Raw genomic sequence first — 13,002 nt, 5'->3', positions numbered from 1 at the left:
CCGCGACCCTCAGGAGACGATGATGACGACGCCCGGCCCGGAGACGATCGCCGCCAGCTGGCTCGACGAGTTCGGCAACCTGCTGACCCACGGGGCCGATCTGTCGCCGCTGTTCGCCGGCGAGTGCTACTGGCGCGATCTGGTGGCGTTCACCGACGACATCCACACGGTCGCGGGGGAGCGGGTGCCCGCCGAGCTGGCCGCCCGCCAGCCGGTCGCGAAGGCGTCCGGATTCCGGGTCGCGGCCGGCCGCACGCCGCCGCGGTTCGTGGAGCGCAACGGGATCCGCACCCTGGAGGCGATCTTCGAGTTCGAGGTCACCGCGGGCAGCGGCGCGGGCGTGGTGCGGCTGGTCGAGGAGCCCGGGCGCGGTCACGTGGCGCGGAACCTGCTGACCACGCTGGACCAGCTGGCCGGCTACCCGGAGCGGGTCGGCGAGAACCGGCCGGTCGGCCAGCGCGACTCGGCGAAGTTCGGGGGCCCGAACTGGCTCGACCGCCGGGAGGCGGCGCGCGCCTACGCCGATCACGAGCCGGACGTGCTCATCGTGGGCGGCGGGCAGAGCGGGCTGGCGCTCGCCGCGCGCCTGGGACAGCTCGACGTCGACACGCTGGTGGTCGACACCCACGAGCGCCCCGGCGACAACTGGCGCAAGCGCTACCACGCTCTCACGCTGCACAACGCGGTGTGGCTCAACGACCTGCCGTACCTGCCGTTCCCGCAGACCTGGCCGGTGTTCGTGCCCAAGGACAAGCTGGCCGGCTGGTTCGAGTCCTACGTGGACGCGATGGAGATCAACTTCTGGGGTGGCACCACCTTCGAGGGCGCCGCCTACTCCGCCGCGAGCGGCACCTGGGAGGCCCGGGTGCGGCGCGCCGGCGGCAGCACGCGCGTGCTGCGCCCGAAGCACGTCGTGATCGCGACCGGGGTGAGCGGCCTGCCGTTCGTCCCGGACCTGCCCGGCCTGGGCGAGTTCGCGGGGGAGGTGGTGCACTCCAGCGCCTACCAGGACGGGGCCGCCTACGCCGGCCGCCGCGTCATCGTCGTCGGCACCGGCAACAGCGGCCACGACGTGGCGCAGGACCTGCACGCCAACGGCGCGTCGGTGACCATGATCCAGCGCAACCCCACGACGGTGGTGAGCATCGAGCCGAGCGCCGCGCTGGCCGACGCCTCCTACCTGACCGCGCCGACGCTGGAGGACAGCGACCTGATCGGGCTGTCGGTGCCGTACCCGGATCTCGTCGTGGGCGCCAAGCAGCTCACGGCGCGGATGAAGGAGCTGGACCGGGACCTCGTCGCGGGGCTGAACCGGATCGGGTTCCGCACCGACTACGGCCACGACGAGACCGGGCAGCAGATGAAGTACATGCGCCGCGGCGGCGGGTACTACCTCAACGTCGGGTGCTCGGACCTGCTGATCTCCGGCGAGATCGGCCTGGTGCAGTGGGCGGACGCGGACCGGTTCACCCGCGAGGGCCTGCGCATGTCCGACGGCTCGGTGGTCGAGGCCGACCTCGTCGTGCTCGCCACCGGGTACCAGAGCCAGCAGGAGGGCCTGCGGCGCCTGATGGGGGACGAGGTCGCCGACACCGTGGGACCCATCTGGGGCTACGACGACGAGGGCGAGGTCCGCAACATGTGGCGGCACACCGCGCAGCCGGGGCTGTGGTTCACCGCGGGCAACTTCCAGATGTGCCGGACCTACTCCAAGGTGCTCGCCTTCCAGCTGCGGCGCAGCCTGGACCAGGCGGGGTGAGGCGAGCGGTCAGCTCCGCGGGGGCTCGGCCGGCGAGCCGGGCCAGTCCTGGCCGCGCGTCCACGAGTCCAGCACGATCAGCGTCTTCGTGCTGGTGATGCGGTGGCTGCGGCGCAGCTCGTCGACCGTGCGTTGCAGGTGCTGCACGTCGCGCACCCGCAGCCACACCAGGGCGTCGGGGTCGCCGGCGATGGTGAACACCGCCTGCGCCTCCGGCATCCGCGTGGTGGTCTGCACGATCTCGTCCACGTTGGTGGTGCCGAAGAACCGCAGCTCGGTGAAGGCCTCGATGCCCCAGCCGAGCTTGGCGTGGTCGACCTGCACGGTGAACCCGGTGATGACGCCGGTCTCCCGCAGGCGGTCGACGCGCCGCTTCACCGCGGCCGTGGACAGCGTGACGCGGGAGGCGATGTCGGACAGCGTCCGGCGGGCGTCCTCCCGCAGCAGGGCCAGGATCTCCCGGTCGGTCCCGTCGATCAGTTCGTCGGCCATGGCGCGTGATCGTACGCAACAGATGTGAGCCGGTGCACTCCTCGCCGGAGGATCTTTGCGTGCTGCGCCGAGCAGGACCGCTCGTTGTTGCGCCGCCGCACGTCGTTGGCTGAAGTGATCCACGTCCCAACCGGCGTGACGCGAAAGGCCCGGCATGACGACCTTCACCCTGGACGAGCGGTACGTGCGCGACTCGGGAACCGTCTACCTGACCGGCGTGCAGGCCCTGGTGCGGGTCGTGCTGGACCGCGTCCGGCTCGACCGGCGGGCCGGGACGGACCCGGCCGCCTTCGTCTCCGGCTACGAGGGCTCGCCGCTGGCCGGGTTCGACCTGGAGCTGGCGCGGCGCTCCGCGCTGCTGGACGAGCACGCGGTCGTGCCCCGGCCCGGGCTCAACGAGGAGCTGGCCGCCACGTCGGTGATGGGCAGCCAGCTGGCCGCGAACCTCGGCGCGCTGCGCCCGGACGGCGTGACCGGCTGGTGGTACGGCAAGGCGCCGGGCCTGGACCGCGCCACGGACGCCCTCCGGCACGCCAACCTCGCCGGCACCCACCCGCGTGGTGGCGCGGTCGCGCTGGTCGGGGACGACCCGAACGCCAAGTCCTCGACCGTGCCTTGCGCGTCCGAGCACGCGCTGGCCGACCTGGCGATGCCGGTGTTCTTCCCGGCGGACTCCCAGGACGTCCTGGACCACGGGCGGCACGCGGTGGAGCTGTCCCGCGCCAGCGGGCTGTGGACGGCGATGAAGATCGTCGCGAACGTCGCCGACGCGGCCGCCGCCGCCGTCGCCGGCCCGGCGTGGTCCGCGCCGGTGCTGCCCGAGAGCGCCTACGGCCACCGCCCGAGCGGCCGCCTGGTCGGCCCGGAACTGGCCACGCTGGAGCACAGCCTGCACCGGGTCCGGCTGCCGCTCGCCCTGGAGTACGTCCGGGCCAGTGGGGTCAACCGGATCCTGCGGTCCGGCCCCGGGGACCGGATCGGGATCGTCACCGCCGGGAAGTCCTATCTGGACGTGCGGCAGGCGCTGCGCACGCTCGGCCTGGACGACGACGCACTGGCCCGCTACGGCATCCGCCTGCTCAAGCTGGGCGTGATTTACCCGGTCGAACCGGGGATCGTCACCGAGTTCGCGCGCGGCCTCGACCGGATCGTCGTGGTGGAGGAGAAACGCGCGCTCGTCGAGCCTGCCGTCAAGGAGATCCTCTACGGCCACCCGGGCGCGCCGCGGGTGCACGGCAAGACCGGTCCGGACGGCCGGACGCTGTTCACCGAGCTGGGCGAGCTGGACCCGGACGGCATCGCCCAGGGCCTGGCCCGCGTGCTCGGTGACATCGAGCCGGTGCGGGCCTGGCGGGGTCGGCGCCGCCGGGAGCGGATCGCGGTGCCGCTGCTGGCCCGCACCCCCTACTTCTGTTCGGGCTGCCCGCACAGCTCCTCGACGAAGGTGCCCGAGGGCACGCTCGTGGGGGCCGGCATCGGCTGCCACACGATGGCGTTGTTCATGGAGCCCGAACAGGTCGGCGACGTCGTCGGCATCACGCAGATGGGCGGCGAGGGCGCCCAGTGGATCGGGATGGCGCCGTTCGTGGCGACGCGGCACCTGGTGCAGAACATCGGCGACGGGACCTTCACCCACTCGGGCAGCCTCGCCGTGCGGGCGGCGGTCGCGGCGGGCGTGAACATCACGTTCAAGCTGCTGCACAACTCGGCGGTGGCGATGACCGGCGGGCAGGACGCGGTCGGGGCGCTGCCGCTGGACAAGCTCGCCGCGCTGCTGCTCACCGAGGGCGCCGCCAGGGTCGTGATCACCTCCGACCAGCCGCGCCGGCTGCGCCGCCTGCGGTTCCCGCGCGGGGTGCAGGTGCGCTCCCGCGACGACCTGCTGCGCACCCAGGAGGAGCTGGCCGCCGTCCCGGGCGTCACGGTGCTCATCCACGACCAGGAGTGCGCGGCGGAGAAGCGGCGCAAGCGGCGGCGCGGCAAGCAGGAAACCCCGGCGACGAAGGTGTTCATCAACGAGCGGGTCTGCGAGGGCTGCGGGGACTGCGGGGTGAAGTCCAACTGCCTGTCCGTGCAGCCGGCCGACACCGAGTTCGGCCGCAAGACCCGCATCCACCAGGCTTCGTGCAACGTCGACTACTCGTGCCTGAAGGGCGACTGCCCGTCGTTCGTGACGGTGGTGCCCGGCGACCGCCCGCGGCGCCGCGAGCTGCCGCCGCTGGACGCGGCGGCCCTGCCCGAACCGGTGGCCGCGTCCGGTGACGTGGCGGTGCGGATCACCGGGATCGGCGGGACCGGCGTGGTGACCGTCGCGCAGATCCTGGCCACCGCCGCGGTGCTCGACGGGCGGCACGTGCGGACCCTCGACCAGACCGGGCTCGCGCAGAAGGGCGGCGCGGTGGTCTCCGACGTCAAGATCACCACCGGGCCGGTGGAGCAGGCGGCCAAGCTCGCCGCGGGGGAGTGCGACCTGTACCTGGCCTGCGATCCGCTCGTGGGCGCCGACCCCACGTACCTGGCGGTCGCCGACCCGGCCCGCACGGTCGCCGTGGTGTCCACTTCGGAGGTTCCCACCGGGCGGATGATCGCCGACACCGCGGTGTCCTTTCCGGACCGGTCGTCGATTCAGTCCGCTTTGGACGGTGCGACGGCCCGCGGTCACTACCTGGACGCGCGCGCGGCGGCCGAGGCCCTGTTCGGCGACGACCAGTTCGCCAACATCCTCCAGCTGGGCGCGGCGTACCAGACCGGCGCGCTGAACGTCAGCGCCGCGGCGATCGAGCGGGCCATCGAGATCAACGGCACCGCGGTGCCGGCCAACCTGCAGGCGTTCCGCCGCGGCCGCCAGCTGGTGGCCGACCCGGACGCGCTGGCCGCGCAGCCGGCCCCGGAGCCGGCCGTCGGTTCGGTGGATGCGGCCGCGGTCCGCCGGGTGCGGTCGCTGGTCCGCACCGAGGGCGGCGAGCTGGCGCGGCTGCTCGACGTGCGCGTGCCGGACCTGATCGCCTACCAGGACGAGGACTACGCGCGTGGCTACGCCGAGTTCGTCGAACAGGTCCGCGCCCGCGCCGGCGACGGCCCGGTCGCCGATGCGGTCGCCCGCAACCTCTACAAGCTCATGGCCTACAAGGACGAGTACGAGGTGGCGCGCCTGTCGCTCGACCCGGCGCTGGCCGCCGGGATCGAGGCGCAGTTCGGCCCCGGCGCCCGGTACGCGCTCCAGTTCCACCCGCCGGTGCTGCGCGCGATGGGGCTGAACCGCAAGATCGGGCTCGGCCCGTGGGCGCGGCCGGTGCTGCGGCTGCTGCGGGCCGGACGGCGCCTGCGCGGCACCCGGTTCGACGTGTTCGGCCACGCCGAGGTGCGGCGCGTGGAACGGCAGCTGATCACCGACTACCGCGCGGCGATCACCCGCGCGCTGGCCGGCCGGGCGCCCGAGCCGGTGCTGCTCGAACTCGCCGAGCTGCCGGACGTGGTGCGCGGCTACGAGGAGGTCAAGCTCGCCGGGGTTGCCGAGTACCGCCGCCGCCAGGCGGAGCTGCTGGAGCGGATCGACCACGCGGGCACCGGCCGCACCCCGGTGGCCTGAGCGGCGGCCGGGTCAGGCCGGCCGCGCGAGGAAATCCGCCACCAGGTCGCTCGCCTCGGGGCGGCACTCCTCGAAGTAGGCGTGCCGCGCTCCCGGGAACACGTGCACCCGCGCGCCGGGGATGCGTTGCGCGATCAGGGTGGCGTTCACGGCGGGGGTGAGCTGGTCGTCCTCGCCGTGCAGGACCAGCGTCGGCGCGGTGATGCGCGGCAGCGCGTCCCACGCGTCGTGCTCGTTGCTCGCCCGCAGGTGGTGCTTGCGGGCGTGCGCGGGCATCGACGCATCGCCCAGCGTGCGGTACGGCCCGGGGTGCGCCGCGCGCCAGCCCGGCGTGTACATCAGGTCGGCCAGCGTCTCCGCGGCGTCCGGCCGGAGCAGCGCCCGGCGCACCTCCGCCGAGCGCTCGACGGCGTGCTGCCCGCCCGGCGAGGCGCAGCCCAGCACCAGCCGGTCCACCCGCTCCGGGTGCCGGATCGCCAGCCACTGCGCGACCCGCCCGCCCATGGAGGTGCCGTACACGTCCGCCCGCTCGATGCCGAGCCCGTCCAGGACCGCGACGACGTCGTCGGCGAACAACCGGGTGGAGTAGGGCGCGTCGGGTTTCCCGCTCGCCCCGGTGCCGCGGTAGTCCATGGTGATCGTGCTGTGGGCCGGGTGGAAGTCGCCGCGGGTGGAGTCCCACCAGGTGTGGTCGTTGGCCTGGCCCGCCAGCAGCACGAGGGGACGCCCCGTGCCCTGCCGCTGGACCGCGAGCGCGGTTCCGTCCGCCGCGATCACCTGGTCGGTCATGACTCTCCGTTCTCCCGTGGTCGTACCCCCAGTCTCTCACCGGATCGAATGGGGTGACGCTCCTTGCGGCCGCTGTCACAGCCGTGGTGCGATCACGGTGTCCGAAGAGGACCGGCGATGGGGGAGGACCATGGCGCGTGCCCGGCGGTTTCCGCGTGTTGTCCCAGTGGCTGCCGTGCTCGTCCTGTCGGCGCTGGTTCCCGGCGTGGCGGACGCCGGCACCGCGGAGGTCGCGCCCGGGTGCGTCCGCCTCGACCAGTGGGAGACGCAGGACGTCAGCGACAAGGAGTGGAACTCGTGGGCGCGGATGACCAACCACTGCGACCGGACCTTCACGGTGCGGATGATCTGGTCGTGGGCGCGGGACGGCGAGTGCCGGATCCTCGACCCGGGCACCTCGTGGACCGAAGGCCGCCTCGGGCCGCACCCCTCGGTTTCGGAGTTGCGGCGCTGCTGAAGAGAGTCAGCTCGTGAGACACCGGCGATGGGCGGTCGTGCTGGCCGCCACGGCGGGATGGGCGACCGCGGCCACCACGGCCGAAGCCGCCCAGCTCACCCCCGCGGAAGCCGCCCCGGCGTGCTTCTCGCTGCGCCAGTGGGACGACTGGACGATCACCGGGTTCCGGTCCCACGCCGAGGTGAAGAACAACTGCCCGCGGGCCTACCGGGTGCGGCTGATCTGGGACGACGACTTCGACGGATCGTGCAGGTCCATCCTGCCCGGCACGGGTTTCACCGAATGGCGCGTGGGCAAGATGCCCTCGGTGGAGGAGATCCGGCTCTGCTAGGGGCCTCCGCGCGGTCTCGTGTCATGCTGTCTGCCGGACAGCCGCCACGACCGAACGGATGCGAGAGTGACCGACCACGCCACCACCACCTTCGACGGCGTCAGCCGGGTCGAGGAGATCGCGCCGGGCCGCTTCGCGGCGCAGGCGCATCCGGACTGGACCATCGGCGGCAAGCCCAACGGCGGCTACCTGCTGGCGATGCTCGGGCGCGCCGCCACCCACTCCGCGTCCCACCGGGACGTGCTCGCGGCCAGCGCGCACTACCTGCGCGCGCCGGAACCGGGTCCGGTGGAGGCGGCCGTGGAGGTGTTGCGGACCGGCCGCTCGGCGAGCCAGGTGCGGGCGCGCCTCACCCAGGGCGACCAGCCGTGCGTGGAGGCGATGTTCACCCTCGGCACGCTCGACGCGGAGTCGAAGCCGTACTGGAGCGAGGGCATGCCCGAGCCGGAGGGGCGCGAGTATGCCGAGTGCGTGCCGGTCACCGGCCCGGCCGGGGGCGGCCCGGGGCCGGCGATCATGGACCAGGTCGACCTGCGCATCCAGCCCGAGGACCTCGGCTTCGGCCGGGGCGCCCCGAGCGGGGCCGGCGTGCTGCGCGGCTGGCTGGGCCTGCCCGGCGGCGCGGACTTCGCCCCGCTGGCCCTGCTCTACGCCGTGGACGCGTTCCCGCCCGCGACGCTGGACATCGCGCTCACCGGCTGGGTGCCGACGCTGGAGCTGACCGCCTACGTGCGCGCGCTGCCGGCCGCGGGCCCGGTGCGGGTGCTGCACCAGGCGCGGCTGATCGAGGACAACCGCGTGGACGAGGTCTGTTTCGTGTGGGACAGCCGGGGCCGTCTGGTGGCGCAGGCGACTCAGCTGGCGGGTATCCGCCTGGACCCGCCTGCCTGAGTGTGGGTGCGGTGATCCGCCTGGCCTCGCGAGCGCCGTTGGTGAGCATGTTTGTGGTGCAGCCGGGGCCGTCTGGCGGGTATCCGCCTGGACCCGCCTGCCTGACTGTCCGTTTCCGGCCACCGCCCTGGCCCGGGCGAGCCGGACGGGCACACAATCGCCGGGTGTCCGCGAACCCGGCCGGAGGTGGCCCCGTGACGACCGATCCCGCCCTGCTGGGCGCGGTGCTGCACCGTTACCGCGTCTCCCATCTGCGACTGGTGCCGGTCGCCGCGGCCGCGCTGGTCGGCGCCGTGGTCGTGGGCGCCGGCACCGTGCTGATGATGCGCTCCGGCTACTCCTACCGGTACACCACCAGTATCAGCTTCGGCATCGTCGTGACCGCATTGGCCGCGCTGCTCGCGCTGTTCTTCGCCGGGCGCCTGATCCGGCGGGGGCCGTCCGAGACGTTCGAGGTGCGCGCCGCGGGCCTGGCCGTGGCACGCGGTCACCGCGGTCACGCCGTTCCGCCCGCACCGCAGCACCGTCCTGACCCGCCTGCTCATCCGCGACTACAGCTGCGTCGTCACCTTCGCCGACGGCGCGAAGATCCGGTTCACCGGCGGCCTGGACGGGCACGAGCTGCTGGAGCACACGATCCGGAGCAACTCCACAGTGGACCCTCAAGCGCCGAGGAGGTAGCCCACGCCGCGCACGGTGTGCAGCACCGGTGGCGGCCCGAGCTTGCCGCGCAGCCCCGCGATCAGCACGTCGAGCACGTTCGAGGCGGGCGGCACGAACTCGTCCCACGCCGCGGCGATCAGCTCGGCCCGGCGGACCGGCCGCCCGCCCGCGGCGACCAGCCGCTCCAGCACCACGAACTCCTTCGCGGTCAGGGTGAGCAGGGTGCCGGCCCGCCGCGCCTCGTGCCGTCCGGCGTCCAGCTCGACGTCCCCGTGCCGCAGCACCGGGGCGGGCGGCGCCGCGCCGCGGCGGCACAGGCTGCGCACCCGCACCACCAGCTCGGCCATCGCGAACGGCTTGACGAGGTAGTCGTCACCGTGGGCGAGCCCGGCGATCCGGTCGCCGACGGTGTCCCGCGCGGTCAGGAACAGCACCGGCACCGGCCAGCCGCGCCGCCGCAGCCCCGCCACGTACCCCAGGGCGTCCCCCGAGGGCAGCATGCGGTCGAACACCGTGCAGTCGTAGGAGTTGACGCTCACCGCCTCGTCCGCCGCGGGCAGGTCGGCGGCCACGTCCACCGCGAACCCGGACCCCCGCAGCGAGGCCTCGACGGCCACCCGGAGGTTCTCGTCGTCCTCGGTGACCAGCACACGCACCCCGCCACGGTATCGCCTCACCACGGCCGGTTCCTGCCAATACCCGCAAACCGGGCGAACGAGATCCGGGGGCACGCTAAGCTTCCGTGCACACGCTCCCCGTGATGAAGGATCCGCCGTGTCCGCACCTGTGACGACCCAGCCCCGGGTGCTGGTGGTCGAGGACGACGAGGACCTGCGGGTCGCGGTGACCGCGGAACTGTCCGCCGCCGGTCTCCGGCTGGACGCCGCCGCGAGCCTCGCCGAGGCCTCGGCCGCCCTCGCCGCGGCCGGGCACGCCTGCGTGGTGTTCGACCGGATGCTGCCCGACGGCGACGCGATCGGCTACGTGCACCGGCGGCGGCTGGCCGGATGGGCGGTGCCGGTGCTGTTCCTCACCGCGCGCGACACGGTGCAGGACCGCATCGCCGGCTTCGAGCACGGCGGCGACGACTACCTGGTCAAACCGTTCGCCCCGGCCGAGCTGGCCGCCCGGGTGCTCGCGTTGTGCCGCCGGTCCGGCAGCGGGCGGCCGTCGGTGCTCCGGCACGGCGGCCTGGAGGTCGATTGCGCCCGCCGCGAGGTGCGCCGCGATGGCGTCCTGGTCACGGTGTCCGGCAAGGAGTTCGCCGTGCTGGAGTACCTGATGGCGCGGCCGGATCAGGCGGTGCGGCGGGAGGAGCTGATCGAGCACTGCTGGGACTCGAGCACCGACCCGATGTCGAACGTGGTGGACGTGGTGGTGCGGCGGCTGCGGGGGAAGCTGGGCGAACCGGACCCGGTGCAGACCGTGCGCGGCGTCGGCTACCGGATGGCGCCGTGAGCGGCCCGCGTCCCGGTTCGGCGGCCGAGCGGCTGCGGCGCCTGCGGTGGGTGCTCACCGGCCTGTTCACCGCCCTGAACGCGGTCGGCCTGCTGGTGTTCGCCGTGCTCGTGGTGCAGGCCGACAAGGACCGGGGCGAGCAGGCGCTGGACGGGGAGCTGCGCCGCGTCACCTCCACCATGTCCCGGGTGCTGCAGTACGACGACGCGCTGGTCACGGCGTTCCTCGCGGAGGACGAGCTGAGCACCAAGTGCCCCCAGTTCGCGGTGCTGCCCAGCGGCGTCGAGCGGTTCGACCCGTTCTTCAGCCAGCGCGTCTGCGTGCCGGTGGACAACGCGGTGCTGGGTGGCCTGGCCCAGCGCGCCGCGCAGTCCGGCACCCTGCTGAAGGGCAACGTGCGTGCCACGGACGGTCGTCTGGTCCGGATCGGCGCGGAACCCTTCCGCAACCCCAGGGGCCAGTACGTCGGCGCCGTGGTCGCGGTCATGGACGCCGAACCGGAGCAGTCGCGGCACGAGCAGATGGTGCTGATGGTGATCGGCGGGTGCGTGCTGCTGCTGGCCGCGGTCGGGGTGGCCGGGCACCTGCTGTCCGGGCGCGCGATCCGCCCCGCGAGGGCCGCGCTGGAGCAGCAGGAGGTGCTGCTCGCCGAGACCGCCCACGACCTGCGCACCCCGGTCGCGGCGCTGCGGGCGCTGGCCGAGACCGCGACCCGGCACCCCGACCAGGGCGCCGAGCTGCTGCCGCGCACGGTGCGCCTGGCCGGGCGGATGGGCAGCATCATCGACGGCCTGCTGGTGCGGGCGCGGCTCGCGGCCGGGGTGGAGCGGCTGGCGATCCAGCCGGTGTGGCTGGACCAGCTGGTGACGGGCGTGGTCGCGGAGACCCCGGCCGAGGACGCCCAGATCACCGTGACCGCCGCGCCGACCCGGGTCGACGCGGATCCCGCGCTCGTCCAGCGCGCCATCAGCAACCTGCTGGACAACGCGATCCGCTACGGCAGGCAGCCGGGCGCGCAGGCGCAGGTGCACATCACCGTCGCCGGCGGCCGGGTCACCGTGGCCGACCACGGCCCCGGGATCGACCCGGCGGTGGCCGCGGACAACTTCGACCGCTTCAGCAGCGGCGGCGGTTCCAGCGGGCTCGGGCTGTCGATCGTGCGCTGGGTCGCGCAGGCGCACGGCGGTGTGCTCCGCGTGTACAACGCCGAGGAGGGCGGCGCCATCTTCGAACTGGTGCTGCCGCTCAGCGACGCCGCCCACCCCGGTTTCGGCCGGCCCGGCTCCGGTCAGCCCGGTTTCGGCCAGCCCGGTTTCGGTCAGCCCGGTTTCGGTCAGCCCGGGGTCCCGTCCTGGTTCAGCGAGCATCGGGGGTAGATCCGCATGGACGAGCGAGCTTCCCGGTCCGGCCTGCGCCGCCGCCTGCCGACGGCGCTGCTGGTGGCGGTCGTGGTCGCCGGGGTCGCGGCGGCGCTGTCGGCCGCGGGCCGGCCGCTGCCCGGGCTGAACCTGGCGCAGGGCGGGCACTGGATCGCCTTCCCCGGCCTGGACCGGGTCTTCCACATCAACGGCTCGGCCCGCACCGTGGACGCCTCCGCGGAGGTACCGGGCCTGGAGCCGGGCAGCCAGGTCGTGCAGGGCGAGACGAGCGGGTACGTGGTGGGGCGCTCGCGGATCTACGAGTTCGGCAAGTCCGATCTCAGCGTGGAGCGCAGCTACGTCCCGCCCACCGGCGAGGTGCCGGTGGCGATCGAAACCCCGGGCGGCCCCTACCTGGTCTACCGCGAGGCCGGCCGGGTGGTGCGGCTCGGCGACGGGGCGGTGACCATCCCGGCGGGCGGCGTGCTCGGCGACCCGGTCGCCACCCCGGACGGCACGGTGTGGTTGCACCGCCTGGATTCCGGGGTGCTGTGCCGGCTGCCGCGCGACGCGGAGCAGGTGTCCTGCCCGGTCGCCGCGCCCGCCGGGCACACCGGCGGGCTGACGGTGGTCGGCCGGGACGCCGCGTTCGTCGACACCACGTCGGACGTGCTGCGCCCGGTGACCGGGGACGGGTTCGGCGAGCTGGGGCCGGCGCGGATGGACCTGCCGCCCAACGCCCGGATCGCCCCGGCGGACGCGGACGGCCGGGTGGCCGTGCTCGACCCGGCGACCCGGCGCCTGCACCTGGTCGACTCGGCCGGCCTGGACGAGCGGCGGGCGCCCGCGGCGCCGATCAGCCTGGCGCTGGCCGACGGCGATTACGCCGGGCCGACGGTCAGCGGATCGTCGGTGGTGCTGCTCGACCTGACCCGGAGCGCGGTGCTGACCTACAGCAGCCAGGGCGATCCGAAGCGGACGATGCCGGTGCCGCCGGAGGCCGGCGAACCGCGGCTGGCGCGCGGCGAGGACGCCCGCGTGTACGTGGACGGCGCCGAGGGACGGCACGTGCTCGTGGTCGACCACGACGGCGCGGTGAACCAGGTGCCGGTGGTCGGTGCGCAGCGGCCGGACGAGCCGGGCGCGCCGGTGGCCCCGCCGCCGGAGGCGCCCGTCACCCAGCCCCAGGACCGGCCCCAGGACCGGCCCCAGAAC

10 protein-coding genes and 1 pseudogene are annotated in these 13,002 nt (G+C 74.1%); 8 read left to right on the top strand and 3 right to left on the bottom strand.

Annotated features, from left to right (window positions below; genetic code table 11):
• Positions 1-22: 22 nt before the first annotated feature.
• Entirely contained in the window at positions 23-1,759 is a 1,737-nt protein-coding gene (locus D0D28_RS06780; RefSeq protein ID WP_205413197.1) for a flavin-containing monooxygenase, read from the top strand.
• 9 nt (positions 1,760-1,768) lie between these two features.
• Here the strand turns inward: D0D28_RS06780 and D0D28_RS06775 are convergent, their stop codons facing one another.
• A complete protein-coding gene (locus D0D28_RS06775) occupies positions 1,769-2,251 on the bottom strand; it encodes an Lrp/AsnC family transcriptional regulator (protein WP_094005417.1) in 483 nt (160 codons plus the stop codon).
• Between the two features lie 154 nt (positions 2,252-2,405).
• On the opposite strand from D0D28_RS06775, the gene D0D28_RS06770 reads away from it, so the two are divergent.
• Complete coding sequence (locus tag D0D28_RS06770; protein ID WP_116110095.1) at positions 2,406-5,840, top strand: indolepyruvate ferredoxin oxidoreductase family protein; 3,435 nt, start codon at positions 2,406-2,408, stop codon at positions 5,838-5,840.
• 12 nt (positions 5,841-5,852) lie between these two features.
• Here D0D28_RS06770 and D0D28_RS06765 read toward each other — a convergent pair whose 3' ends face one another.
• Positions 5,853-6,629: an alpha/beta fold hydrolase gene (locus D0D28_RS06765; protein ID WP_116110094.1), complete on the bottom strand. Its 777-nt coding sequence runs from the start codon at positions 6,627-6,629 to the stop codon at positions 5,853-5,855.
• A 166-nt stretch (positions 6,630-6,795) separates the two neighbouring features.
• Here D0D28_RS06765 and D0D28_RS06760 point away from each other — a divergent pair, with 166 nt between their 5' ends.
• The 3 genes from D0D28_RS06760 to D0D28_RS06750 all read left to right on the top strand — a co-directional run bounded on the left by D0D28_RS06760 (position 6,796) and on the right by D0D28_RS06750 (position 8,308).
• On the top strand, positions 6,796-7,086 hold the full coding sequence (locus D0D28_RS06760) for a hypothetical protein (protein WP_162831001.1): 291 nt from the start codon (positions 6,796-6,798) through the stop codon (positions 7,084-7,086).
• A 13-nt stretch (positions 7,087-7,099) separates the two neighbouring features.
• The gene (locus D0D28_RS06755; RefSeq protein WP_115944449.1) at positions 7,100-7,417 is read left to right on the top strand and encodes a hypothetical protein; all 318 of its coding nucleotides are present in this window, start codon (positions 7,100-7,102) and stop codon (positions 7,415-7,417) included.
• Between the two features lie 66 nt (positions 7,418-7,483).
• The gene (locus D0D28_RS06750) at positions 7,484-8,308 is read left to right on the top strand and encodes a thioesterase family protein (RefSeq protein WP_116110092.1); all 825 of its coding nucleotides are present in this window, start codon (positions 7,484-7,486) and stop codon (positions 8,306-8,308) included.
• A gap of 662 nt (positions 8,309-8,970) precedes the next feature.
• Here D0D28_RS06750 and D0D28_RS06745 read toward each other — a convergent pair.
• A complete protein-coding gene (locus D0D28_RS06745) occupies positions 8,971-9,627 on the bottom strand; it encodes a winged helix-turn-helix domain-containing protein (RefSeq protein ID WP_094005424.1) in 657 nt (218 codons plus the stop codon).
• A 118-nt stretch (positions 9,628-9,745) separates the two neighbouring features.
• Between D0D28_RS06745 and D0D28_RS06740 the strand changes: the two genes are divergently transcribed.
• The 3 genes and pseudogenes from D0D28_RS06740 to D0D28_RS06730 form a co-directional block, all read left to right on the top strand.
• Positions 9,746-10,429, top strand: coding sequence for a response regulator transcription factor (locus D0D28_RS06740; protein ID WP_233157252.1), 684 nt, complete (start codon positions 9,746-9,748; stop codon positions 10,427-10,429).
• Positions 10,426-11,805: a sensor histidine kinase gene (locus tag D0D28_RS06735; RefSeq protein WP_116110091.1), complete on the top strand. Its 1,380-nt coding sequence runs from the start codon at positions 10,426-10,428 to the stop codon at positions 11,803-11,805. The genes D0D28_RS06740 and D0D28_RS06735 overlap by 4 nt, the downstream gene beginning before the upstream one ends.
• 6 nt (positions 11,806-11,811) lie before the next feature.
• Positions 11,812-13,002: pseudogene (locus tag D0D28_RS06730) on the top strand (fibronectin type III domain-containing protein); the annotation flags it as partial.

This window comes from Amycolatopsis ruanii (assembly GCF_003385175.1).
Lineage (GTDB): Bacteria > Actinomycetota > Actinomycetes > Mycobacteriales > Pseudonocardiaceae > Amycolatopsis_E > Amycolatopsis_E thermalba.
Note: the sequence above shows the minus strand (reverse complement) of the source record. Positions and strands in the feature narration are given on the sequence as shown.